The 23,369-nt window shown below is 70.1% G+C and carries 23 protein-coding genes; 6 read left to right on the forward strand and 17 right to left on the reverse strand.

The features are described 5' to 3' along the window. Positions 1-18: 18 nt before the first annotated feature. From ACZ3OF_RS22125 to ACZ3OF_RS22140, 4 genes are all read right to left on the reverse strand, one after another. On the reverse strand, positions 19-2,577 hold the full coding sequence (locus ACZ3OF_RS22125) for an ATP-binding protein (RefSeq protein ID WP_361672494.1): 2,559 nt from the start codon (positions 2,575-2,577) through the stop codon (positions 19-21). Between the two features lie 287 nt (positions 2,578-2,864). Next, a complete protein-coding gene (locus tag ACZ3OF_RS22130) occupies positions 2,865-3,188 on the reverse strand; it encodes an STAS domain-containing protein (protein ID WP_024761898.1) in 324 nt (107 codons plus the stop codon). A gap of 126 nt (positions 3,189-3,314) precedes the next feature. Further along, positions 3,315-4,163 carry a 3-hydroxyacyl-CoA dehydrogenase family protein gene (locus ACZ3OF_RS22135; protein WP_361672497.1) on the reverse strand — a complete coding sequence of 283 codons (849 nt, stop codon included), beginning with the start codon at positions 4,161-4,163 and terminating at the stop codon, positions 3,315-3,317. A gap of 130 nt (positions 4,164-4,293) precedes the next feature. Further along, on the reverse strand, positions 4,294-4,929 hold the full coding sequence (locus ACZ3OF_RS22140; RefSeq protein WP_467306356.1) for a TetR/AcrR family transcriptional regulator: 636 nt from the start codon (positions 4,927-4,929) through the stop codon (positions 4,294-4,296). A 72-nt stretch (positions 4,930-5,001) separates the two neighbouring features. On the opposite strand from ACZ3OF_RS22140, the gene ACZ3OF_RS22145 reads away from it, so the two are divergent. From ACZ3OF_RS22145 to ACZ3OF_RS22155, 3 genes are read left to right on the forward strand one after another with little or no spacing between them, the layout of a single operon-like run. Next, entirely contained in the window at positions 5,002-5,775 is a 774-nt protein-coding gene (locus ACZ3OF_RS22145; RefSeq protein WP_467306358.1) for an ABC transporter ATP-binding protein, read from the forward strand. Between the two features lie 25 nt (positions 5,776-5,800). After that, complete coding sequence (locus ACZ3OF_RS22150) at positions 5,801-6,550, forward strand: ABC transporter permease (protein WP_361672503.1); 750 nt, start codon at positions 5,801-5,803, stop codon at positions 6,548-6,550. Between the two features lie 13 nt (positions 6,551-6,563). Continuing rightward, the gene (locus ACZ3OF_RS22155; protein WP_361434691.1) at positions 6,564-7,136 is read left to right on the forward strand and encodes a cob(I)yrinic acid a,c-diamide adenosyltransferase; all 573 of its coding nucleotides are present in this window, start codon (positions 6,564-6,566) and stop codon (positions 7,134-7,136) included. Between the two features lie 80 nt (positions 7,137-7,216). On the opposite strand, the gene ACZ3OF_RS22160 is transcribed toward ACZ3OF_RS22155, so the two are convergent. Further along, positions 7,217-7,798 carry a hypothetical protein gene (locus ACZ3OF_RS22160; protein ID WP_467306362.1) on the reverse strand — a complete coding sequence of 194 codons (582 nt, stop codon included), beginning with the start codon at positions 7,796-7,798 and terminating at the stop codon, positions 7,217-7,219. A 154-nt stretch (positions 7,799-7,952) separates the two neighbouring features. Here ACZ3OF_RS22160 and ACZ3OF_RS22165 point away from each other — a divergent pair, with 154 nt between their 5' ends. The 3 genes from ACZ3OF_RS22165 (at position 7,953) to ACZ3OF_RS22175 (ending at position 11,782) form a co-directional block, all read left to right on the forward strand. Next, entirely contained in the window at positions 7,953-9,167 is a 1,215-nt protein-coding gene (locus ACZ3OF_RS22165; protein ID WP_361672509.1) for a sensor histidine kinase, read from the forward strand. After that, positions 9,155-9,805, forward strand: coding sequence for a response regulator transcription factor (locus tag ACZ3OF_RS22170; RefSeq protein ID WP_361672511.1), 651 nt, complete (start codon positions 9,155-9,157; stop codon positions 9,803-9,805). Before ACZ3OF_RS22165 ends, ACZ3OF_RS22170 begins: the two co-directional genes overlap by 13 nt. Positions 9,806-9,934: 129 nt before the next feature. Beyond that, a complete protein-coding gene (locus ACZ3OF_RS22175) occupies positions 9,935-11,782 on the forward strand; it encodes a glycosyl hydrolase family 18 protein (RefSeq protein WP_467306364.1) in 1,848 nt (615 codons plus the stop codon). Positions 11,783-11,903: 121 nt separating this feature from the next. Here ACZ3OF_RS22175 and ACZ3OF_RS22180 read toward each other — a convergent pair whose 3' ends face one another. From ACZ3OF_RS22180 to ACZ3OF_RS22235, 12 genes are all read right to left on the reverse strand, one after another. Next, positions 11,904-12,350 carry a DUF2550 domain-containing protein gene (locus tag ACZ3OF_RS22180; RefSeq protein WP_361672513.1) on the reverse strand — a complete coding sequence of 149 codons (447 nt, stop codon included), beginning with the start codon at positions 12,348-12,350 and terminating at the stop codon, positions 11,904-11,906. Positions 12,351-12,494: 144 nt separating this feature from the next. Then, entirely contained in the window at positions 12,495-12,869 is a 375-nt protein-coding gene (locus ACZ3OF_RS22185; protein WP_352188973.1) for a F0F1 ATP synthase subunit epsilon, read from the reverse strand. Positions 12,870-12,980: 111 nt separating this feature from the next. Next, positions 12,981-14,423, reverse strand: a complete 1,443-nt coding sequence (atpD, locus tag ACZ3OF_RS22190) for a F0F1 ATP synthase subunit beta (protein ID WP_361434696.1) — start codon at positions 14,421-14,423, stop codon at positions 12,981-12,983. Continuing rightward, positions 14,423-15,340, reverse strand: a complete 918-nt coding sequence (locus tag ACZ3OF_RS22195; RefSeq protein ID WP_361434697.1) for a F0F1 ATP synthase subunit gamma — start codon at positions 15,338-15,340, stop codon at positions 14,423-14,425. Before ACZ3OF_RS22195 ends, atpD begins: the two co-directional genes overlap by 1 nt. A gap of 20 nt (positions 15,341-15,360) precedes the next feature. Further along, positions 15,361-16,959, reverse strand: a complete 1,599-nt coding sequence (gene atpA / locus ACZ3OF_RS22200; RefSeq protein WP_361434698.1) for a F0F1 ATP synthase subunit alpha — start codon at positions 16,957-16,959, stop codon at positions 15,361-15,363. A gap of 133 nt (positions 16,960-17,092) precedes the next feature. After that, on the reverse strand, positions 17,093-17,908 hold the full coding sequence (locus ACZ3OF_RS22205; protein ID WP_361672516.1) for a F0F1 ATP synthase subunit delta: 816 nt from the start codon (positions 17,906-17,908) through the stop codon (positions 17,093-17,095). Beyond that, entirely contained in the window at positions 17,905-18,447 is a 543-nt protein-coding gene (locus ACZ3OF_RS22210) for a F0F1 ATP synthase subunit B (RefSeq protein WP_352188978.1), read from the reverse strand. The genes ACZ3OF_RS22205 and ACZ3OF_RS22210 overlap by 4 nt, the downstream gene beginning before the upstream one ends. 41 nt (positions 18,448-18,488) lie before the next feature. Continuing rightward, complete coding sequence (gene atpE / locus ACZ3OF_RS22215; protein ID WP_158990502.1) at positions 18,489-18,746, reverse strand: ATP synthase F0 subunit C; 258 nt, start codon at positions 18,744-18,746, stop codon at positions 18,489-18,491. 95 nt (positions 18,747-18,841) lie between these two features. Further along, positions 18,842-19,651: a F0F1 ATP synthase subunit A gene (gene atpB / locus ACZ3OF_RS22220; RefSeq protein ID WP_361672518.1), complete on the reverse strand. Its 810-nt coding sequence runs from the start codon at positions 19,649-19,651 to the stop codon at positions 18,842-18,844. 225 nt (positions 19,652-19,876) lie between these two features. Next, on the reverse strand, positions 19,877-20,293 hold the full coding sequence (locus tag ACZ3OF_RS22225; protein ID WP_361434700.1) for a hypothetical protein: 417 nt from the start codon (positions 20,291-20,293) through the stop codon (positions 19,877-19,879). 264 nt (positions 20,294-20,557) lie between these two features. Continuing rightward, a complete protein-coding gene (locus tag ACZ3OF_RS22230; RefSeq protein WP_361672521.1) occupies positions 20,558-21,904 on the reverse strand; it encodes an MraY family glycosyltransferase in 1,347 nt (448 codons plus the stop codon). Between the two features lie 107 nt (positions 21,905-22,011). Next, complete coding sequence (locus tag ACZ3OF_RS22235; protein WP_361672524.1) at positions 22,012-23,259, reverse strand: serine hydroxymethyltransferase; 1,248 nt, start codon at positions 23,257-23,259, stop codon at positions 22,012-22,014. Positions 23,260-23,369: the final 110 nt, after the last annotated feature.

A 23,369-nucleotide genomic window follows, 5' to 3' on the forward strand; every position in this document is an offset into this window, starting at 1 on the left:
CCCGGGGCCGTCGTGGTGTCAGGCCGGTGTACCGGTGGAGTCGCCGGAGGCCGAGTTGCTGGGGCTGCCCTGGCTCTCGGTCGGCGGCGTGGTCGGCGGGGTCGTCGGCGGCGTGGTCGGCGGGGTCGTGGGAGGCGTCGTCGGCGGCGTCGGCGACGTCTTGGTCGGCGTCGGCGTCGGCTTGGGTGACGTCGTCCGCGTCGGGCTCGTCGTCGGCCGCGGAGGCGTCGTCGACGGTGCCCCCGTCGTGGACGTCGTCGCGCTCGGCGAACCGGACGTCGGGGCGGACGGGGTGCCCGAGGAGCCGGGCGTGCCCGGGCTCGCCGATCCGGACGGTGTGGGCGAGGCGCTGTCCGAGGGGCGACCCGTGGTGCCCTCGGTCGGCTCGTCGGCGTCGAGGATCTCGTCGCCGCCCTCCTCACTGGCCGTACGGTCGGAGGTGACCCGTCCGGTGCCCGGGTCCCCGGCGTCGCCCGAGGTGGCCCCGATGGTCACGACCGTGCCGAGCACGGCGGCCAGGAGCGCTCCCGTACCGACCGCGACGAGGTTACGGCGGGCCCCGGCGACGATGCCGAAGCGGCCGCCCCGCTTCGTGTCCTGCTCGCCCGGCCGGGTGTCCGGGCGGGCGATGAGCGTCGGGCCCTCGTCGGCGAAGTCCGGGAAGGCGGGGATCGGCGAGGTCGGGGCCGCGCCGCCGGAACGGGGGACGACGGTGCGGGGCACGACGGGCGGGGCGACGGCCTTCGGGATGCCGCGCGGCGGGGAGACGGACTCCTCGTGGCGCGCGGCGGGCAGCGCGTCGTCGCCGCCCAGCGGACCGCCGCTGCGGTCGGCGACCAGGGCCAGCGCCCGGCGCCCGGCGACGGTGCCGCGCTTGTCGGCGAGAACGCCGCGCATGCCGACGGACGCCTCCAGTTCGGCGCGGGCCCGCTCCAGGTTTCCGGCGCAGAGCGCGAGGACGCCCAACTCATGGTGGAAGTACGCCTCTTCGGCGACCTCACCGGCCAGCCGGGCGGCCTCCTGGCCGCCGCGGAGGACCCGCTCCCAGGCGCCCCAGTGCAGTCCGGCGGCGAAGGCCGGGGCCGCGCTGCGGGCGAGCAGGATGGCGGTGGCGGGGTGTTCGGGCTCCGAGCCGGGCACCAGCGCGGCCAGGGCGGCGAGGACGGCGTCGGCCTCGGCGGCCGCGCGGGCGGGGGTGACGGAGGGGTGTCCGGCCCACCATGCGTAGTGCTGGGCGACGGTGTGGGCGCGGCCGAGGGCGTCCTCGTCGTATCCGTGGGCGACGAGCTGGGTGAGGATGCCGGCGGCGAGGCGGTAGCGGGTGCCGACCGGGGTCAGCAGTCCGCAGGCCATGAGTTCGCCGAGGGCTGCGTCCGCGTGGGTGTCGCCGACGAGGGCCGGGAGGTGGGCCTGGTGCGGCACCTCGCCGCCGAGGGCGACGGCGAACCGCAGGGTGTCCTGGGCGGAGCGGCCGAGCCGGGAGGCGAGCAGGGCGGCGGGAGCCGCGCCCTCGCCGAGGCTGGGCAGGGGTATCTCGCGCACGTCGACGTCGACGGGGTCCTGCGGTGCCGGTGCCGCGGGGGCGTCCGCGCCCGGTCCGAAGGCGTCGTCGAGGGCCCCGAAGGCGTCGAACTCCGAGGGGACGGCGTCCTCCTGTGCCCCGAACGCGTCGAACTCGGCCGGTGTGACCCGGAGCCGGTCGCGCTGCCGGAGCAGGGCGCCGGCCTGGACGAAGCGCAGCGGCAGCCCCTCGGACTCGAACCAGAGGTCGCCCGCCCAGTTGGCCTCGTCGTCGGTGAGCGGCCGGTCGACGGCGCGCTCCAGGAGTTCGAGGGAGGCGGCGCGGCCGAGGCCGGCGAGCGGGACCTCTTCGAGGTGGGCGTCGGGCGAGGGGGCCGGGACGTCGGGGGTCGCGGCGAGCAGGAAGGCGCACTCGGGGGCGGCGGTGAGGAGCTCGTCGAGCGTGGCGCCGCCGAGTTCCAGGTCGTCGACCACGACGACGGCGCCGATGTCGTGGACCAGGGCGAGCAGGCCCGGGCGGTCCGGCCGGTGGTCCGGGGCGTGCTGGACCGTGGCGAGGAGTTCGTACAGCAGCTCGGTGGCGGTCCGGTGGTGGCCGGAGAGCCGCACGACACCGTCCGGCGCGAGGTCGGCGCAGTCGGCGGCGACGGCGTCGAGGAGTGCGGTGCGGCCGGAGCCGGCGGGGCCGGTGACCCGGACGGAGCGGCCGCGGGCGAGGAGCTGGACGAGCCGCTCGTGCTCCTCCTGCCGTTCGAGCAGCGGCAGGGGCGGGGCGGCGGGGCCGGGCGGTACGGGCGGGGTGGCCGCGCGGGCCGCCTCGGCGCGCTCCTGGGCGGTGCGGCGGCGCGAAGGCTCGGGCTGTTCTCCGGGCGGGCAGGCCTCGATCTCGCTGCCGTCGACGGGGTTGACGGTGAGCAGCAGGTCGCCCGAGACGACGCGGGCGGTGCGGACGCGGGCGGGTGTGGCCGGACCGCGTTCGGGCAGGAGGCCGCCGCGGACGTCGTCGCCTTCGTGGTCGTAGCCGTACTCTTCCGGCTCCCGGTTCATCGGGTCCATGGTTCAAGCCCCCCAAAAGCGGTGCGTGCGGAAGCCCCTCCGGCCGATCTGCACGCGCGCTGTCGCTTCTGGTCCGGTGCCCGCCGGGTGGGTCCGTCAATGGGCGGGCGACCGAACCCTAGACGTTCAACGAGTATCCGGGAACAGGCGGGGTACCACCCCGCCCAAGACGTCACGGTCCGCTAAGGATTGGCCCGGGACGCCGGTTTCGCACAGCAGCTTCACAGGCGGTACGGCGTCGATCCACGCCGCGGCCCGCCCCGCCCCGCCCTGGGACAGGACACGGATCAGACGCGGGGCAGCGACTCCGCGGCGAGGCCGCCCTCGATGGCGAGGATGCGGTGCAGCCGGGTCGCCACGAGCAGGCGCTGCATCTGGGGCGGTACGCCGCGCAGCACGAGCCGCCGTCCGCAGCGGCCCGCCCTGCGGTGCGCGCCCATGATGACCCCGAGCCCGGTGGCGTCCCAGGAGTCGAGACCGGTCAGGTCGAGCACGAGGTCGCCGACTCCGTCGTCGACGGCCGAGTGCAGGACCGTACGGGCGTCCGCCGCGCTCCGGACGTCGAGGCGGCCCCCGACGACCAGCTCGACATGGTCGCCCCTGATGTGCATATGCGCTCCCCTGGAGTGCTCCGTCTTTTCATCAACTGACTGTCGTTGGCGCAGAAGCGTTGCGCCTTGTAAGCGAACTGATACCGAATTCACCCGTCGGAGTGATAGCCGACTGGCTTTCGGGACTCAGTGCTTGTAGAAGCCCTGCCCGCTCTTGCGGCCGATGTCACCGGCGTCCACCATCCGGCGCATCAGCTCCGGCGGCGCGAACTTCTCGTCCTGGGTCTCCGCGTAGATGTTGCTCGTGGCGTTCACCAGGATGTCGATGCCGGTGAGGTCCGCGGTGGCGAGCGGCCCCATGGCGTGGCCGAAGCCCAGCTTGCAGGCGATGTCGATGTCCTCGGCGGTGGCGACGCCGGACTCGTTGAGCTTGGCGGCCTCGACGATCAGCGCGGAGATGAGGCGGGTGGTGACGAAGCCGGCGACGTCGCGGTTGACGACGATGCAGGTCTTGCCGACCGACTCGGCGAACTCCCGCGCGGTGGCGAGGGTGGAGTCGCTGGTCTTGTAGCCGCGGACGAGCTCGCAGAGCTGCATCATCGGGACCGGCGAGAAGAAGTGGGTGCCGACGACGGCCTCCGGACGCTCCGTCACGGCCGCGATCTTGGTGATCGGGATGGCGGAGGTGTTGGAGGCGAGGACCGCGCCGTCCTTGGCGATCTTGTCGAGGGCGCGGAAGATCTCGTGCTTGACCTCGAGCTTCTCGAAGACGGCCTCGACGACGATGTCGGCGTCGGCGACCGCGTCCAGCTCGGTGGTGGCGGTGATCCGGCCGAGGGCGGCCTCGGCGTCGGCGGCGTCCAGCTTGCCCTTGGCGACGAAACGGTCGTACGACGCCTTGATGCCGTCGGTACCCCGGGTCAGCGCGGCGTCGGTGACGTCACGCAGGACGACGTCCCAGCCCGCCTGGGCAGAGACCTGCGCGATTCCCGACCCCATGAGTCCGGCTCCGATGACGGCGAGCTTCCTGGCCACGTCTTCCACCCCTCAACACCTGTTCACTTCTGACTCTCCGGCGGAGATTAGCGGGCGTGGGGCGGGATGTGACCGTGAAGTAACGCGCGTCACGCCCGGTTTGACGGACGTCACACTCGCGACAGGCCGGCTACCCCCGTACGGCGTACGTCAGCACGCGCTCGCTCAGCAGCTCCTCGATCTCGTCGAGGAGGACGAGAGCCTCCCGGGAGACCTGGGTGGCCTTGCGGCCGGCCGTCATCTCGCGGGTGATGTAGCCGACGACGGTGTTCTCGATCCAGGCGAGCTGACCGCCGACGAGCAGGGGCAGCGGATCGTCCTCGGCCGCGCCGGTCTCCTCGCGCAGGGTGGCGACGACGGCGTCGTGGACCTGCTGCTGGAGGTAGAAGAGCCGGGCCTTGAGGGTGGGCGCGTGCTCGATGACGTTCATGAAGGCGTCGAAGCCGTCCATGAGTCCGTACGCGGGTGACACCGCGCCGATCTGCTGGCGCATCTCGCGCAGGATCGCGTCGGCGGCGGACTCCCCGTGGTCGCGGCCGCGGATCATCCGCGCGAGGCGGAGGGTGACGCCTTCCATCCGGTCGAGGAAGAGGTCCTCCTTGGCGGGGAAGTAGTTGTACACCGTGTTGACGGAGACGTCCGCGGCGTCCGCGATCTCCGCGATGGTCACGGTCACGAAGCCGTGCTCCAGGAAGAGCCCGGTGGCGATGTCGGAGATCCGCTGCTTCGTCTGGCGCTTCTTGCGCTCCCTCAACCCCTCGGCCATGGCGCCATCCTAGGTGCCCCTGAATTTTTGGATGCGTTGCAAAATTTCAGTGACTCTGTTTTTGTAGTCGTCATGCCCATCATCAGTACGGCCGGGCTCGCCCGGACCTTCCAGACGAAGAACGGCCCCGTGGAGGCGGTCCGCGGGATCGACCTCACGGTGCGGCCGGGCGAGATCCTCGGCCTCCTCGGCCCCAACGGCGCGGGGAAGACCACGACCCTCCGCATGCTCACCACGCTGCTCCCGCCCACCGGCGGCGCGGCCACCGTCGCCGGCCACGACCTCCTCGCCGACCCCGCGGCCGTACGCCGGCGGATCGGGTACGTCGCCCAGGCCGGCGGGGTCGACCCGCAGGAGACCGTGCGCTCCGAGCTCGTCACCCAGGGCCGTCTCTACCGGCTGTCACGGACCGACGCGGCCGCCCGCGGCGAGGAACTGGCGCGGGAGCTCGGACTCACCGAGCTCCTCGACCGCTCCACGGCCGCGCTCTCCGGCGGCCAGCGCCGCCGCCTCGACATCGCGCTCGGCCTCACCCACCGGCCCGACGTGCTCTTCCTCGACGAGCCGACGACGGGACTCGACCCGGGCAGCCGCGCCGACCTGTGGGCGCTGGTGCGCCGGCTGCGCGACGAGCACGGCACGACCGTCGTGCTCACCACCCACTACCTCGACGAGGCCGACGCCCTCGCCGACCGCCTGGTGATCGTGGACAAGGGAGTCGTCATCGCGGAGGGCGCCCCGGCCACGCTCAAGGCCGAGCACGGGGTGACCACCCTCCAGGACGCCTTCCTGGCCGTCACCGGGCGAGGCCCGGCCCCCGTCGACCCCACCCCCGTCGCCGTATAGGACCCGAGAGACCCCGAGGCTTCCCTTGCTGCTCCACGACACCGCGATCGTCTTCGGTCGCTACGCCCGCCAGACGCTGCGCTCCCGGTTCCAGATGCTGTTCGGCGTGCTGATGCCCCTGCTGTACCTGTTCTTCTTCGGGCCGCTGCTCGCCGATCTGCCGCTCGGCCGCGAGGGCGACTCCTGGCAGATCCTCGTCCCCGGTCTGCTGCTCCAACTCGGGCTCTTCGGGGCCTCGTTCGCCGGCTTCTCGCTCATCATGGAGAAGAACTGGGGCGTGGTGGAGCGGATGCGCGTCACCCCCGTCAGCCGGCTCGCCCTGCTCCTCGGCCGGGTCCTGCGCGACGCCTCGCTCTTCGTCTTCCAGGCCGTGCTCCTGGTCCTCGCCGCGCTGGCCATGGGCCTGCGGGCGCCGCTCGCCGGGATCCTGATCGGCTTCGTGTTCGTCGCCCTGCTGACGTTCGCGCTGGCCTCGCTCTCGTACGCGCTGGCGATGAAGGTCCGTACGCCGCAGGAGTTCGGCCCCACGGTCAACGCGCTCTCGCTGCCCGCGATGCTGCTGTCCGGGCTGATGCTGCCGATGGCGCTCGCCCCCGGCTGGCTGGACGTGCTCTCGCACCTCATGCCGTTCCGCTATCTGGTGGACGCGGTACGGGACGCGTACGTCGGGGAGTACGCGACGGCGACCATGCTGTACGGCGTCCTGGTGGCCGTCGGACTGACGGTGCTCGCCGTGACGGTCGGCACACGGACGTTCCGGAGGGCCGGAGCGTAACTACGCTGGGCCCATGGTCAATCTGACGCGCATCTACACCCGTACCGGCGACCAGGGCACCACCGCTCTGGGCGACATGAGCCGGACCGCCAAGACCGATCTGCGGATCTCGGCGTACGCCGACGCCAACGAGGCCAATGCCGTCATCGGTACGGCCATCGCCCTCGGGCAGCTCGACCAGGAGGTCGTGAAGGTCCTCGTCCGCGTCCAGAACGACCTGTTCGACGTCGGCGCGGATCTCTCCACCCCGGTGGTCGAGGACCCGAAGTACCCGCCGCTTCGGGTCGAGCAGAGTTACGTCGACAAGCTGGAGGCGGACTGCGACCGCTTCCTGGAGGAGCTGGAGAAGCTCCGCTCCTTCATCCTGCCGGGCGGAACGCCCGGTGCGGCCCTGCTGCACCAGGCGTGCACGGTGGTCCGCCGGGCGGAACGCTCGACGTGGGCGGCGCTGGAGGTCCACGGCGAGACCATGAACCCCCTGACGGCGACCTACCTCAACCGCCTCTCGGACCTGCTCTTCATTCTTGCGAGGACGGCGAACAAGGAGGTCGGCGACGTGCTCTGGGTCCCCGGCGGAGACCGGTAGCCGCGATCCCGTCCCCGGGCCCGGGTCGCTGGACCTCGGCCCCGGGCCCCGGCCGGGCCCCGGCGCCGGGGCCCGGCTCGTCAGACCCTGTCCCGGTCCCGGGTGGGCTGCGGTGCCTCCGGCTCGCCCTCCGGGGCCTTCCTCGGCCAGATCGTGTAGCTCAGGGCGATCAGGCCGTGGATACCGGCCGCCCGCCAGGCGGCGCCGATCCAGCCCTTCAGCGACTGCGTGTCCCCCGCGTTGCCGACGTACCAGATCGCGAGCAGCAGCAGTCCGGACGCGACCGCGGCCGCCGTCACCGAACCCAGCCAGATCCTGCCCTCGTGACGGGCGCGCGCCTTGCCGTAGCGCGGCGGGCCGACGGGCGGCGGCGCGCCACCCAGGCGGTGGGCGGCGTGGCCGTCGAGCCACTTCACGGTGCGGTGGCCGTGGCCGACGGTGTAGCCGATGTACACCGCCGCAAGTCCGTGCCGCCAGCTCGGTTCCGCGCCGTTCTTCAGGTCGATCGCGGTCACGACGAGCAGCAGGACCTCCAGAAGCGGCTCGCAGAGCAGCAGGGCGAGGCCCGCCCGGGGCATCTTCAGCAGGTAGCGGGTGGCAAGGCCGGCGGCCAGCAGCACCCAGAAGCCGACTTCGCAGATCACGATCAGCGTGACGATCACGGCGGAACTCCCCTCTCGGTTCCCCTCCAGCGTCCCGTGGCATTCCGGCCAGGTCGTCGTCGCCGATGACGAAGTACGCCTACATCCTTCGACGGAGGGCCGGATCGGCCCGCACGGCGAGGCCCGGAGTCCGCCAGCCGTGTTGGATGGGAACGTGACATTCCCCCGACCGCACCGCGACGACCTGCTCATCGCCGCCGGCGGCCTCGCCATCGGCCTGCTGATGTGGTCGTTCGGGCTGCACACCCAGACCGACCGGCTGATCACCGCGCGGTGGGCGACCCTGATCCCGCTCGTCGTGATGGCCTCGATGGAGGCCCTGCGGCGCACGATGCCGCAGACCGCCCTGACCGTCGGCACGGTCGCTCTCGTGGCGGACCAGTTCACCTACGGCAGCCTCGTGACCGCGCTGATGTTCACGGACCTGGTCTACTCGTCCGTCGTCTACGGGAACCCCGCCGCCGCCCGGCGCATCCCGTACACGACCGGGCTGATCACGATCGGGGTGACCATCGGCTTCCTCGTCTGGTGGCAGAACGCGATCGCCCTGGTGGTCGGCCTGATCACGGGCATGGTGTCGTTCCTGCCCGCCGTCACCGGAGCCGTCGTACGCAACCACCGTCAGGCCGCCGACGCCGCCCGCCTCCGGGCCGAGCAGACCGCGCTGCTCGCCGAGATGGACCGCAGCCAGGCTGTCGTGGCCGAGCGTGCCCGGATGGCCCGGGAGCTGCACGACATGGTGGCCAACCATCTCTCCGCGATCGCGATCCACTCCACGGCCGCGCTGTCGCTCGACGATCCGGGGACCACCCGGCAGGCCCTGACCGTGATCCGGGAGAACAGCGTCGAGGGTCTCGCGGAGATGCGGCGGCTGATCGGGCTGCTCCGGGACAGCAGCGGGGACGTGACGCCCGCGGCCGCGCCCACCCTGGACGGCCTGGACGCGCTGGTGGCCCAGGCCGCTGCGAACGGGCGGAGCAGCGGGCTGACGTTCGCGGTCGACGACACCCGCGCGGAGGACGACGAGGCGCCGCCGGCCCCGGTCGGGCTCGCCGCGTACCGGATCGTGCAGGAGTCGCTGACGAACGCCCTCAAGCACGCGGCGCCGGGCGAGGTACGGGTGGAGCTCGGCTGCCGCCCGGACGGCGCTCTCACGGTGGGTGTGACCAGTGCGCTCGGCGGGCAGCCGGGGCCGCGCGCGCCCGGCTCGGGGGCGGGTCTGGTGGGGATGCGGGAGCGGGTGGCGCTGCTCGACGGGGAGTTCGAGGCCGGCCCGGTGACGGACGGCGCCGGACGGAAAGAATGGCGCGTGCGGGCCGTCCTGCCCGTCGGTACGAACGACAAGGAGCCGTCGGCATGGTACGGGTGATCGTGGCCGAGGATCAGAGCGCGGTCCGGGCGGGGCTGGTCCTGATCCTGGGCAGCGCACCGGACATCGAGGTGGTCGGGGAGGCCGCGGACGGCGAGCGCGCGGTGGAGCTGGCCCGGGAACTGCGCCCGGATCTGGTCCTGATGGACATCCAGATGCCGCGGATGGACGGAGTGACGGCGACCGGCCTCGTGGTGTCGGAGGGGCTGGCCGATGTGCTCGTGCTGACGACCTTCGATCTGGACGAGTACGTCTTCGGGGCGCTGCGGGCCGGGGCGGCGGGCTTTCTGCTGAAGAACGCCGAGGCGAAGGACCTGATCGAGGCGGTTCGGACGGTGGCGCGCGGGGAGGGCCTGATCGCCCCGGCCGTGACGCGGCGGCTGATCGCCGAGTTCGCGTCCCCGCGCGGGCCCGCGCCGGCGCGGAGTGCGGCGGACGCGTCCGCGCTGGACGCCTTGACACCCCGGGAGCGCGAGGTGCTGTCGGTGCTGGCCAGGGGGATGTCGAACGCGGAGATCGCGGGGCGGCTGGACATGGCGGAGGCGACGGTGAAGACGCACGTCAGCAAGGTGCTGGGCAAGCTGGGTGTGCGCAGCAGAGCTCAAGCGGCCGTTCTCGCACGGGAGTTGGGTGTCTGAACGACGCTCGTCGACGTTGGTCTGGACCTCTTGACGGTTGGTCCAGACCTTTCTACGCTCGCGGGGCGCGCGCACTTCACGGACCCACCCCCATCTCTCGTTCGTCCGTCCGCAACTTGAGGAGCACCGTTGAGCACTCAAGCACCGACGCGCAGAACAGGGTTCAGACACCGGGCCGCCGCCGGTCTGACCGCCCTGATCCTGCCCCTGGCCGCCATGGTCGGCCTCGCCGCCCCCGCCGAGGCCGCCACGGCGGCCACCGCCACGTACACCAAGGTCTCCGACTGGGGCACCGGCTTCGAGGGCAAGTGGACGGTGAAGAACACCGGCACCACCACCCTCTCCTCCTGGACCGTCGAGTGGGACTACCCCGCCGGCACGGCCGTCACCTCCGCCTGGGACGCCACCGTCACCAGCTCCGGCACCCACTGGACCGCCAAGAACGTCGGCTGGAACGGGACCCTCGCCCCCGGCGCCACCGTCTCCTTCGGCTTCAACGGCTCCGGCTCCGGCGCCCCCAGCGGCTGCAAGATCAACGGCGCCTCCTGCGACGGGTCCACCCAGCCCGGTGACAACGCGCCCTCCGCCCCCGGCACGCCCGTCGCCTCCGACATCACCAACACCTCGGTCAAGCTGACCTGGACCGCCGCGACCGACGACAAGGGCATCAAGAACTACGACGTCAAGCGCGACGGCACCACGGTCGCCACGGTCACCGGACTGACGTACACGAACACCGGGCTGACCGCCGGCACCGACTACAGCTACACGGTCGTCGCCCGCGACACCATCGACCAGACCGGCCCGGCCAGCGGCACCGCGAGCGTCCGCACCACGGGCGGCGGGGGCAACCCCAACCCCGGTTCCACCGTGAAGCTGGGCTACTTCACCAACTGGGGCGTCTACGGCCGGAACTACCACGTCAAGAACATCGTGACGTCCGGCTCCGCGTCCAAGATCACGCACATCAACTACGCCTTCGGCAACGTGACCGGCGGCAGGTGCACGATCGGTGACTCCTACGCGGACTACGACAAGGCCTACACCGCCGACCAGTCCGTCGACGGCGTCGCGGACACCTGGGACCAGCCGCTGCGCGGCAACTTCAACCAGTTGCGCAAGCTGAAGAAGGCGTACCCCAACATCAAGGTGCTGTGGTCCTTCGGCGGCTGGACCTGGTCCGGCGGCTTCGGCCAGGCCATGCAGAACCCGACCGCCTTCGCCCAGTCCTGCTACGACCTGGTGGAGGACCCGCGCTGGGCCGACGTCTTCGACGGCATCGACCTGGACTGGGAGTACCCGAACGCCTGCGGCCTGTCCTGCGACAGCAGCGGCCCGGCCTCGTTCAAGAACATGATGCAGGCCATGCGCGCCAAGTTCGGCAGCAGCGCCCTGGTCACGGCGGCCGTCACGGCCGACGCCTCGTCAGGCGGCAAGATCGACGCCGCCGACTACGCGGGCGCCGCGCAGTACATGAACTGGTTCAACGTGATGACGTACGACTTCTTCGGCGCCTTCGCGGCGCAGGGCCCGACGGCCCCGCACTCCCCGCTGACGTCGTACGCCGGCATCCCGCAGGCGGGCTTCAACTCCGCCGAGGCGATCGCCAAGTACAAGGCGAAGGGCGTCCCGGCGAACAAGCTGCTGCTCGGCATCGGCTTCTACGGCCGCGGCTGGACCGGCGTCACCCAGTCCGCCCCGGGCGGCACGGCGACGGGCGCGGCGCCGGGCACGTACGAGCCGGGCATCGAGGACTACAAGGTCCTGAAGAACACCTGCCCGGCCAACGGCACGGTGGCCGGTACGGCGTACGCGCACTGCGGTTCCAACTGGTGGAGCTACGACACCCCGGCGACGGTCACGTCCAAGATGAGCTGGGCGAAGAACCAGGGCCTGGGCGGCGCGTTCTTCTGGGACTTCACCGGTGACACCGCCAACGGCGAGCTGGTGAGCGCCATCAACAACGGGCTGAACTAGCCCCACGGAAAACGCGGCGGGGACGGTGCAGCACACCGTCCCCGCCGTCGTACGTTCTGATGCAGACATCAGATGCGGCTCCCCCGAACGTCGTCCGCGGGACCCATCGGATCAGTGCCGATCAGGCCACATTCACCCGTTGGCCCGGAGGCGCAGCCTCCAGCCATGCGAGAAAGCCGGTGAGAGCGTCCTCGCTCATCGCCAGCTCGAGCCGCGTCCCCCGGTGCATACAGCCCTGGATCACGGCGTCGGAGAGCAGCGCGAGCTCCTCCTCGCCCTCGGGCATCCGGCGCTCCAGGACCTCGATGGCCGAGCGCTCCAGGACACGGCGGGGGCGAGGGGCGTACGAGAAGACCCGGAACCAGGCGATCTCGTCACCGCTGTAGCGGGCGACGCCGTACACCCAGCCCTTGCCGGAGGCGTCCGGCTCCTCGGGGAGATTCCAGCGCAGGGAGCAGTCGAAGGTGCCCCCGGCACGCTGGATCAGCCTGCGGCGCAAGCCGAAGACGAAGAGCCCGATCACCACCAGTGCGACGACCAGGCCGCTCAGGAGCAGAGCGAGGAACATCTTCACCGACCTCCTCGCTGCGTCCCGTGACCGGCGTCGCCGGCGTAACCGAATACAACCTGCATCTGCATCGCCTCAGCCGCGACACGGTCTGGAAAATTCCAGCCGTGCCGCGGCTGAGGGCACAACTCTCGGCGCGGTCCGCTAGCGGACCGCTACCGCACGCAACCGGACATCGGCGCGACGCTCGGCGGCGGCGTCCGACTCCGACTTGGCGCGCTCCAGCGCACGCTCGGCGCGCTGGGCGTCGATCTCGTCCGCCAGCTCGACGATCTCCGCGAGCAGAGACAGCTTGTCGTCGGCGAACGAGATGAATCCACCGTGCACAGCGGCGACGACGGTCTCGCCCTCGCTGGTACGGATGGTCACCGGGCCCGACTCCAGCACACCGAGCAGCGGCTGGTGGCCGGGCATGACGCCGATGTCGCCGGAGGTGGTACGTGCGATGACCAGGGTGGCCTCGCCGGACCAGACACTCCGGTCCGCGGCGACCAGCTCGACGTGCAGCTCAGCAGCCAAGGGTGGCTCCTCGGGTCACCACCCGGCGGTCGTGCCGGGTGTTGGGGTCAATTCTAATGGGCGTGACGAGGGGGGCGGGACACACCCGCCCCCCTCACGAGAGCACGGGGCTCAGGAGACGCCGAGCTCCTTGGCGTTCTTCTTGAGGTCCTCGATGCCACCGCACATGAAGAAGGCCTGCTCGGGGAAGTGGTCGTACTCACCGTCGCAGATCGCGTTGAACGCGGCGATCGACTCGTCGAGCGGAACGTCCGAACCGTCCACACCGGTGAACTGCTTCGCCGCGTGGGTGTTCTGGGACAGGAAGCGCTCGACACGGCGGGCGCGGTGGACAACGAGCTTGTCCTCCTCGCTCAGCTCGTCGATACCGAGAATCGCGATGATGTCCTGGAGGTCCTTGTACTTCTGCAGGATTCCCTTGACGCGCGTGGCGGCGTCGTAGTGGTCCTGCGCGATGTAGCGCGGGTCCAGGATCCGGGACGTGGAGTCCAGCGGGTCCACGGCCGGGTAGATGCCCTTCTCGGAGATCGGACGGGAGAGAACCGTCGTCGCGTCGAGGTGGGCGAAGGTGGTGGCCGGAGCCGGGTCGGTCAGGTCGTCCGCGGGGACGTAGATCGCCTGCATCGAGGTGATCGAGTGACCGCGGGTCGAGGTGATGCGCTCCTGGAGGAGACCCATCTCGTCGGCCAGGTTCGGCTGGTAACCCACGGCGGAGGGCATACGGCCGAGCAGGGTCGAGACCTCGGAGCCGGCCTGCGTGAAGCGGAAGATGTTGTCGATGAAGAACAGCACGTCCTGCTTCTGCACATCGCGGAAGTACTCCGCCATGGTCAGACCGGCGAGGGCCACGCGCAGACGGGTGCCCGGGGGCTCGTCCATCTGGCCGAAGACCAGCGCGGTCTTGTCGAGAACGCCGGCCTCCTCCATCTCGACCATGAGGTCGTTGCCCTCACGGGTGCGCTCGCCGACGCCCGCGAAGACCGACACACCGTCGTGCAGCTTGGCCACACGGACGATCATTTCCTGGATCAGAACGGTCTTGCCGACACCGGCACCACCGAACAGACCGATCTTTCCACCCTTGACGTACGGGGTGAGAAGGTCGACGACCTTCAGGCCGGTCTCGAACATCTCGGTCTTGGACTCGAGCTGGTCGAAGGCCGGGGCCTTGCGGTGGATCGTCCAGCGCGGCGCGTCGGCCACGGTGGAGGCGTCGGCGTTCAGCACCTCACCCAGCGTGTTGAACACACGGCCCTTGGTGACATCGCCGACGGGCACGGTGATGCCCGCGCCGGTGTCGGTCACCGGGGCCTGGCGGACCAGGCCGTCGGTGGGCTGCATGGAGATGGTGCGGACGACGCCGTCACCGAGGTGCTGGGCGACCTCGAGGGTCAGCGTCTTGGTCGCGCCCTCCTCGGCCGGGTCCGGAACCTCGACGTTCAGCGCGTTGTAGATCTCCGGCATCGCGTCGACGGGGAACTCCACGTCGACGACCGGGCCGATGACCCGGGCGACGCGGCCCGTGGCGGCGGCCGTCTCAACAGTGGTCGTCATTACTTGTCACTCCCCGCGGTCGCGTCGGCCAGGGCTGCGGTGCCACCGACGATCTCGCTGATTTCCTGGGTGATTTCGGCCTGGCGGGCCGCGTTGGCAAGTCGGGAGAGGTTGTTGATCAAGTCTCCCGCGTTGTCGGTCGCCGACTTCATCGCACGGCGCGTGGCGGCGTGCTTGGAGGCAGCCGACTGGAGCAGCGCGTTGTAGATCCGGCTCTCGACGTAGCGCGGCAGAAGGGCGTCGAGGACGTCCTCCGCCGACGGCTCGAAGTCGTACAGCGGACGGAGCGTGTCCTGCTCGCCCGCCTCCTTCGCCACCTCGTCGAGGCTGAGGGGCAGCAGCCGGGCCTCGACCGCCGTCTGCGTCATCATCGAGACGAACTCGGTGTAGACGATGTGGAGCTCGTCCACTCCGCCTTCGGCCGTGTCCTTCTCGATCGCCTCGATCAGCGGAGCCGCGATCTTCTTGGCGTCCGCGTACTCCGGCTGGTCCGTGAAACCGGTCCACGAGTCGGCCAGCTTGCGCTCACGGAAGTTGTAGTGCGCGATGCCACGACGGCCGACGACATAGATGTCGACCTCGCGTCCCTCGCTCTCCAGCTTCTTCGTCAGCGCTTCCGCCGCCTTGATGGCGTTGGAGTTGAAGGCGCCGGCCAGACCGCGGTCGCTCGCGAGGAGCAGGACCGCGGCACGGGTCGGGTTCTCCGTCTCGGTGGTCAGCGGGTGCTTGTCGTTCGCACCCGTGGCCACCGCGGTGACCGCGCGGGTCAGCTCGGTGGCGTACGGGGTCGACGCCTGCACCTTGCGCTGCGCCTTGACGACACGCGAGGCGGCGATCATCTCCATCGCCTTGGTGATCTTCTTCGTCGCGGTGACGGATTTGATGCGACGCTTGTAGACCCGGAGCTGCGCTCCCATGAGTCAGGTCCCTTCCGTCGTCACTTCGAGACGTTGACGGCAGCGGAAGCGTCGTCGCCCAGCAGCTTCCCGTCAGAGGTCTCGAACTGCTTCTTGAACTCCGCGATGGCGTCGGCCACGGACTGCAGGGTGTCGTCCGACATCTTGCCGCCCTCACGGATGGAGGTCATGAGACCGGAGTGGCTCTGGCGCAGGTACGCCAGCATCTCGGCCTCGAAGCGGCGGATGTCGGCCACCGGGACGTCGTCCATCTTGCCGGTGGTGCCGGCCCAGACGGAAACGACCTGGTTCTCGGTGGGCATCGGCTGGTACTGAGCCTGCTTGAGCAGCTCGACCATGCGCTGACCACGCTCCAGCTGCGCCTTCGACGCGGCGTCCAGGTCCGAACCGAAGGCGGCGAACGCCTCCAGCTCACGGAACTGGGCCAGGTCGACACGGAGGCGACCGGAAATCTGCTTCATCGCCTTGTGCTGGGCGGAGCCACCGACACGCGAGACCGAGATACCGACGTTCAGGGCCGGACGCTGGCCGGCGTTGAACAGGTCGGACTCCAGGAAGCACTGGCCGTCGGTGATGGAGATGACGTTGGTCGGGATGAACGCCGACACGTCGTTCGCCTTGGTCTCGACGATCGGCAGACCCGTCATCGAACCGGCACCCAGCTCGTCCGAGAGCTTCGCGCAGCGCTCGAGGAGACGCGAGTGCAGGTAGAAGACGTCACCCGGGTAGGCCTCACGGCCCGGCGGGCGGCGCAGCAGCAGCGACACGGCGCGGTAGGCGTCGGCCTGCTTCGACAGGTCGTCGAAGACGATCAGGACGTGCTTGCCCTGGTACATCCAGTGCTGGCCGATGGCGGAGCCGGTGTACGGCGCCAGGTACTTGAAGCCGGCCGGGTCGGACGCCGGGGCGGCGACGATCGTCGTGTACTCGAGCGCGCCGGCCTCTTCCAGGGCGCCGCGAACGGACGCGATGGTCGAGCCCTTCTGGCCGATGGCGACGTAGATGCAGCGGACCTGCTTGTTCACGTCGCCCGAGCGCCAGTTGTCACGCTGGTTGATGATCGTGTCGACGCACAGCGCGGTCTTGCCGGTCTGACGGTCACCGATGATCAGCTGACGCTGACCACGGCCGACCGGGGTCATGGCGTCGACGGCCTTGTAGCCGGTCTCCATCGGCTCGTGCACCGACTTACGGGCCATGACGCCCGGGGCCTGCAGCTCGAGGGCGCGGCGGCCCTCGGTCGCGATCTCTCCGAGACCGTCGATCGGGTTGCCGAGCGGGTCGACGACGCGGCCGAGGTAGCCCTCGCCGACACCTACGGAGAGAACCTCACCGGTGCGCTGCACCGGCTGGCCCTCCTCGATACCGCTGAACTCGCCGAGGACGATCGCACCGATCTCGCGCTCCTCGAGGTTGAGGGCGAGACCGAGGGTGCCGTCCTCGAACTTCAGCAGCTCGTTCGCCATGGCGGAGGGCAGGCCCTCCACCTTCGCGATGCCGTCGCCGGCCAGGCTGACCGTTCCGACCTCCTCGCGCGAGGCCGCGTCCGGCTGGTACGACTGGACAAAGGTCTCCAGCGCGTCCCGGATCTCCTCCGGCCGGATCGTGAGCTCCGCCATCTGGGTTCCCTGCTCTCCTTGTTGGGCCCGAAGTCTTCTTGGGGGTCTGGGGGCCGACCCCCAGGAATCTTCTGCAATCTCTGCACGGCCCAACCGGGCCGCAGGTAATGCTGTGTTCAGTTGCCGGCCGACGTCAGCCGGCCAGTCGCCGGGTCGCCTCGTCGAGGCGCTCCGCGATGGTGCCGTTGATGACCTCGTCACCGACCTGCACCGTGATCCCGCCGAGGACCGCGGGGTCCACTTCGAGGTTCAGGTGCATCTGGCGGCCGTACAGCTTGGCCAGGACGACACCGAGGCGCTGCTTCTGCTGATCGGTCAGCGGCACCGCCGACGTCACGACGGCGACCATCCGGTCCCGGCGCGCCGCGGCGAGCTTGGAGAGGGACTCGAGTCCCGCTTCCAGGCTACGTCCACGCGGCTGGGTCACGAGACGGACGACCAGGCGCTCGGTGACCGGGTTGGCCTTCCCGCCGAGAAGGCTGCGCAGCAGCTCACTCTTGGCGGACGCCGTGGCGGCCTTGTCCGTCAGCGCCGAGCGCAGCTCGGTGCTGGAGGTGACGATCCGGCCGAACCGGAACAGCTCGTCCTCGACGTCGTCCAGTGCGCCGGCCTGCTGCGCGGCGGTGAGGTCGGCGATGTTCGCCAGCTCCTCGGCCGAGTCGACCAGGTCACGCGAGGACGACCAGCGGGAACGCACCATGCCGGACACCAGGTCGACGGTCTCGCCGCCCACCTGACCGCCGAGCAGTCGCCCGGCGAGCTCGGCCTTGGCCTCGCCCGCCTGCGCCGGGTCGGTCAGGACCCGACGCAGCGACACCTCGCGGTCGAGCAGCGTGGTGACTGCGGCCAGCTCGCCCGCGAGCTTCGCGGCGTCGACCGAGGTGTTGTCGGTCAGCGCGTCGAGGGACTCACGTGCGGCAGCCAGCGCTTCACGGCTCGCTCCGTTCATCGGACGGCCTCGGCCTTCTCCTCGAGCTCATCGAGGAAGCGGTCGATCGTGCGGCTCTGGCGGGCGTGGTCCTCGAGGGACTCGCCGACCAGCTTGCCGGCCAGGTCGGTGGCGAGCTTGCCCACGTCCTGGCGCAGCGAGGTCGCCGCGGCCTTGCGGTCGGCCTCGATCTGCGTGTGGCCGGCCGCGATGATCTCCTCGCGCTGGCGCTGGCCTTCCGCCTTCATCTCCTGGATGATCGCGGTGCCCTGCTCCGTCGCCTCCTGGCGAAGACGCGCGGCCTCATGGCGGGCCTCGGCGAGCTGGGCCTTGTACTGCTCCAGCACACTCTGGGCCTCGATCTGGGCCGACTCGGCCTTCTCGATGCCACCCTCGATGGCCGCCCGACGCTCTTCCAGAACCTTGTTGATGTTCGGGAGGAGCTTCTTGGCGAGGAAGCCGAAGACGATGACGAAGGCGATCAGGCCGATGACGAGCTCGTCAAGATGCGGGATCAGAGGAGGCTGGGGCTCCTCCGCCGCAAGAAGCAGAGCGTTCACATCAGTGCCTTCCGTAAAAAGGTGTGGGCTGTCGGTCCGATTTACTGGTAGACGAAGCCCATGACGATGCCGATGAGGGCGAGCGCCTCACAGAAGGCGAAGCCCATGATCTGGTTGGTGCGGATCAGACCGGCGGCCTCGGGCTGGCGGGCGAGGGCCTGCGTACCGTTACCGAAGATGATGCCGACGCCGACGCCGGGGCCGATCGCGGCGAGGCCGTAGCCGATCGAGGCGACGTTGCCGACGACGTTCTCCTTGGCGGAGGCCGCGAGGTTGACCATGTCGAGAGCAGCGGACATGCCGTTACTTCCTTCTCTTTCAATGACCCGGTGGGGGTTGGCCACCGGACGACTGTTGGATTGGGGGTCTAGCTGGATCCCGGGGCGGGAGTGGCTCAGTGGTGCTCGGCCAGCGCGCCCTGGACGTAGCTGCAGGCCAGGAGGACGAAGACGTACGCCTGGACGGCCTGGATGAAGAGCTCGAAGGCCGTCATCACGAGGACCATCACGAACGAGGCGCCGGCGTAGACGAAGCCCAGGCCGTTCATGAGGTACCAGGTGGCCAGCGAGAACATCACGATCAGCAGGTGACCGGCGAACATGTTCGCGAACAGTCGGACCGCGTGCGTGAAGGGCCGGATGATGAGGTTCGAGAAGAACTCGAGGACGACGACCATCGGGAGGATCGCACCGAGGGACTTGTCGTAGCCGACGATGTTCTTCCAGCCGCCGACGAAGCCGTGCTTCTTGAAGGTCAGCGAGATCCACATGACGTACACGATCAGCGCGAGACCGGCCGGGAAGGCGATCAGTGACGTGACCGGGAACTGGGCGAGCGGAATGATCGACCAGAGGTTCATGATCCAGACGAAGAAGAACAGCGACACCATGAAGGGGACGTACTTCTCGCCGTCCTTCTTGCCGATGATCTCGTAGACGATGCCGCGGCGGACGAAGTCGTAACCGGCCTCGCCGACCATCTGCATCTTGCCGGGGATCAGCTTGGGCTTGTTGAAGGCGGCCCAGAAGAACCCGACGACCACGATGGAGCCCAGCAGAGCAAGCAGCATCGGCTTGGTGATCTCGATGCCGGCCACCGTGGCGATGGGCTCGTACATGAACGTGTGCAGGCCCGGCGCCGGGAAGCCACATCCACTGAAGATGTGGCAATCCGGGTCGAAGGCAAGCGTCTGGTCAGCACTCACCGCGGGCTCCTTCAGCGTGGCGCATAGGTACGGCAACCTCGTTGTGTCGGCGCGGCACGCAGCCGCGGGTCGGCACTGGACTGGTCTTACGGATAAGGGGGCGGCGGTTCGGCGTCGAGCCTCGCGCTGGGACAGGCGTCAGCTCGGATGCCCGCGCCCGCAGTGCCGCAGTTGGCACCGGACGATAGCAGGAAGCCGAACGCGCCTTTATCCCGGCCCTACCCCTCACTGCGACGACCCCGGCTTCTTGGGGTCGTCGATGTACATGATCTTGGCCTTCATGTACGCACGTGCCTGCGCGGCGATCCAGACGAGGGTCGACGCGAGCAGAGTGAAGGCGAAGGCCTTGAAGTCGAAGAACGTCGTGTTCTTGAGCATCAGCATCAGCACGAAGAGCAGCAGCAGCTGGGTCGTGTAGAGCAGGAGGCCCATGGCCTGGAACAGGTGCGGGTACGACTTGGCCGTCCGCTGGAGCACCACGAGCCCGATCCCCATGAACGCGATCACGACCGCGCAGCCGATGACGGCGCCGATCGCGCCCTTGCCGCCGGCAACCACGCCGCTGATGACCGCGGCGATGGCGCCGGTGGCAGCAGCGGGAATGGCAGCTGACAGAAGGATGCGTGCGTCGTTGGACGGCATGGCGGTGTCTCCGCTGTTGCTGGTGGGGGCGATGGTGTCGTCAGGGACGAGCGTAAGCCCGGTCCGAGGTGTGTCTCGGGGCCAACGGACCGTCGCACTACGGTCTTTCGGCTCTGTCGCCGGGTCTCGTGAACGGTATCACAAACTATTTGAGTAGTTCTTTACCCGGGAAGTGTGCTGACTGTCACACATGAGTGTGACAGTGCGCGTGTGTGCAGCCTGCCGGGGTGTTTTGTCTGGTAATGCGGCCCAGTATGACATTCGTCAACTCGGCGTTCCGGCCTTCCGCCGGTCGGTGAAGCGCGATCGGTGGCCGATGGCGGTGGCCCCGTTGACCCCCGCGGGCACCGGTACGCGCTCCTCCGCCGGCTCCTCGACGGCCGTGGCGACCGGAGCGGCGGCCTCCGAGCGGGATCCCCGCCGCACTCCCGGGCGTCCGGCCCCGCGGCGCCGGTAGCGCGGCGGGACGAACGACTCCGCCCAGTGCGGGGCGCGCGGCGTGAAGCGCGGCAGCAGGAGCAGCACGAGACCGATCGCGCTCAGGAACACGACCACGAGCACGATCCACATCGACGTGGAGTGCACCGAGTACGCGAGCGTCCCGAAGGCGATGAGCGCCGACCAGAAGTACATGATCAGGACGGCCCGGCTGTGCGAGTGCCCGATCTCCAGAAGCCGGTGGTGCAGATGCCCGCGGTCGGCGGCGAACGGCGACTGGCCGTTCCAGGTACGGCGCACGATGGCCAGGATCAGGTCGGCCATGGGGATCGCGATGATCGTCAGCGGCAGCACGAGCGGGATGAAGACCGGCAGGGCGGCGTGGGTGGCCTCGCGGGTCGAGCCCTCGAAGAGCTTCAGCACGTCCGGGTCGACCTGGCCGGTGATCGAGATCGCCGAGGCGGCCAGGATCAGACCGATCAGCATCGAACCGGAGTCGCCCATGAAGATCCGGGCCGGATGCATGTTGTGCGGCAGGAAGCCCAGGCACATGCCCATCAGGATCGCGGCGAAGAGCGTCGCGGGCGCGGCGGCCTCGATCGTGTAGCCGTACCAGAGGCGGTACGCGTACAGGAAGAAGGCCGCGGCGGCGATGCAGACCATGCCGGCGGCGAGGCCGTCGAGGCCGTCGACGAAGTTCACGGCGTTGATGGTCAGGACGACCAGGGCCACGGTCAGGAGCGTGCCCTGCCCCTTGGTGAGCGCGACGGTGCCGACGCCCGGGATCGGCAGCCACAGGATCGTCAGACCCTGCATCACCATCACACCGGCGGAGATCATCTGCGCACCCAGCTTGATCAGCGCGTCCAGCTCGAACTTGTCGTCGAGGACACCGATCAGCCAGATCAGGGCGGCGCCGGAGAGCAGCGCGCGGGGCTCGTTGGAGAGCTCGAAGACGCTGTTGAGGTTCTGCAGGTGGTCCGCCACCAGCAGGCCGGTGCACAGGCCGAAGAACATGGCGATGCCACCGAGCCGCGGAGTCGGTTCTCGGTGTACGTCTCGGGCACGGATCTCCGGCATCGCCCCGGTCGCGATGGCGAACTTCCGCACCGGACCGGTGAGCAGATAGGTCACCGCGGCCGTGACACAGAGCGTCAGCAGGTAATCACGCACGGGCTGCCCCACAGGAATCGCTGGCCATCTAAGCCCCACACCCTAGCCGTGCTGTCCATGTGCTTGAGGACATACGGCCCGGCCGGATGGTTGCGCTCCGGGGTTCCTCACCGGCCGTACGGGGGAAATCGCCCGGCCAGATCACGTACTTCCGCGCGTACCCGGGCCGTCTCCCCCGGTTCGTCCCGTAGCGCGATCGTGAACAACGCGGCGATCCGGGCCATCTCCGGGGCGCCCATTCCCTGGGTGGTGACGGCGGCGGTACCGAGACGAATCCCACGTCCGTCCCCGTACGGCAGGGCGCAGGTGTCGAGGACCATGCCGGCGGCGGCGAGGCGCGAGCGCGCCGTGCGGCCGTCGATGCCGAGGGGGGCGGGGTCGGCGGTGATCAGGTGGGTGTCGGTGCCGCCGGTGGTGAGGGCGAAGCCCTCCGCGGAGAGCGCGTCGGCGAGGACGCGGGCATGGGCGACGACCTGATGGGCGTACGTGGTGAAGGCGGGGGTCGACGCCTCGCCCAGGGCGACGGCCTTCGCGGCGATCGTGTGCATCTGGGCGCCGCCCTGGGTGAACGGGAAGACGGCGCGGTCGACGCGGTCGGCGAGTTCGGCGCCGCAGAGGATCATCCCGCCGCGGGGGCCGCGGAGGACCTTGTGGGTGGTGGCGCAGACGACATCGGCGTACGGGACGGGGTTGGGCGCCGCTCCCCCGGCGACCAGGCCCATGGGGTGGGCGGCGTCGGCGATGAGATAGGCGCCTGCCTCGTCGGCGATCTCGCGGAAGATCGCGTAGTCGAGGTGGCGGGGATAGGAGATGGAGCCGCAGACGATCGCCTTGGGGCGGTGGTGGCGGGCGAGGGCGGCGACCTGCTCGTAGTCGACGAGGCCGGTCTCGGCGTCGACGCCGTACGGGACGAAGTCGAACCAGCGGCCGGAGAAGTTCGCGGGCGAGCCATGGGTGAGATGGCCGCCGTGCGGGAGGCCCATCGCCAGGACGGTGTCTCCGGGCCTCAGAAGGGCCGCGTACGCCGCCAGGACGGCCGAGGAGCCGGAGTGGGACTGGACGTTCGCGTGCTCGGCTCCGAAGAGCGCGGTGGCCCGTTCGACGGCGATCCGCTCGGCGGCGTCGGCGAACTCGCAGCCGCCGTGGTGGCGGGCGCCGGGGTAGCCCTCCGCGTACTTGTTGGCGAGCGGGGAGCCGAGGGCGGCGAGGACGGCGGGCGAGGTGAAGTTCTCGGCGGCGATCAGCTGCAGGCTGTCGGCCTGCCGGCGCGCCTCTCCGAGCAGTACGTCGGCGATCTCCGGGTCCTGCCGGCGCAGGACGTCGAGATCCTCTTCGGGTGGAGCGGTGACCGGCATCATGGGCTCCAGGCGGCGCGGGCTGGCCTTCAGCTCCAATGTAGGCGCGCGGGCACGGGTTTGCCCGATGTTCACCCGGACCCTGGGCCGGATGGCCCTGCCGCCCGCCT

The sequence above is a fragment of the Streptomyces sp. NPDC022552 genome (assembly GCF_055561875.1).

Excerpts from the sequence above, each read along its gene's own strand:
- ACZ3OF_RS22125 (WP_361672494.1), bottom strand. The coding sequence starts at position 2,577 with ATGGACCCGATGAACCGGGAGCCGGAAGAGTACGGCTACGACCACGAA.
- ACZ3OF_RS22130 (WP_024761898.1), bottom strand. The coding sequence starts at position 3,188 with ATGCACATCAGGGGCGACCATGTCGAGCTGGTCGTCGGGGGCCGCCTC.
- ACZ3OF_RS22140 (WP_467306356.1), bottom strand. The coding sequence starts at position 4,929 with ATGGCCGAGGGGTTGAGGGAGCGCAAGAAGCGCCAGACGAAGCAGCGG.
- ACZ3OF_RS22145 (WP_467306358.1), top strand. The coding sequence starts at position 5,002 with ATGCCCATCATCAGTACGGCCGGGCTCGCCCGGACCTTCCAGACGAAG.
- ACZ3OF_RS22155 (WP_361434691.1), top strand. The coding sequence starts at position 6,564 with ATGGTCAATCTGACGCGCATCTACACCCGTACCGGCGACCAGGGCACC.
- ACZ3OF_RS22170 (WP_361672511.1), top strand. The coding sequence starts at position 9,155 with ATGGTACGGGTGATCGTGGCCGAGGATCAGAGCGCGGTCCGGGCGGGG.
- ACZ3OF_RS22180 (WP_361672513.1), bottom strand. The coding sequence starts at position 12,350 with ATGTTCCTCGCTCTGCTCCTGAGCGGCCTGGTCGTCGCACTGGTGGTG.
- atpD (WP_361434696.1), bottom strand. The coding sequence starts at position 14,423 with ATGACGACCACTGTTGAGACGGCCGCCGCCACGGGCCGCGTCGCCCGG.
- ACZ3OF_RS22195 (WP_361434697.1), bottom strand. The coding sequence starts at position 15,340 with ATGGGAGCGCAGCTCCGGGTCTACAAGCGTCGCATCAAATCCGTCACC.
- atpA (WP_361434698.1), bottom strand. The coding sequence starts at position 16,959 with ATGGCGGAGCTCACGATCCGGCCGGAGGAGATCCGGGACGCGCTGGAG.
- ACZ3OF_RS22205 (WP_361672516.1), bottom strand. The coding sequence starts at position 17,908 with ATGAACGGAGCGAGCCGTGAAGCGCTGGCTGCCGCACGTGAGTCCCTC.
- atpE (WP_158990502.1), bottom strand. The coding sequence starts at position 18,746 with ATGTCCGCTGCTCTCGACATGGTCAACCTCGCGGCCTCCGCCAAGGAG.
- ACZ3OF_RS22225 (WP_361434700.1), bottom strand. The coding sequence starts at position 20,293 with ATGCCGTCCAACGACGCACGCATCCTTCTGTCAGCTGCCATTCCCGCT.
- ACZ3OF_RS22235 (WP_361672524.1), bottom strand. The coding sequence starts at position 23,259 with ATGCCGGTCACCGCTCCACCCGAAGAGGATCTCGACGTCCTGCGCCGG.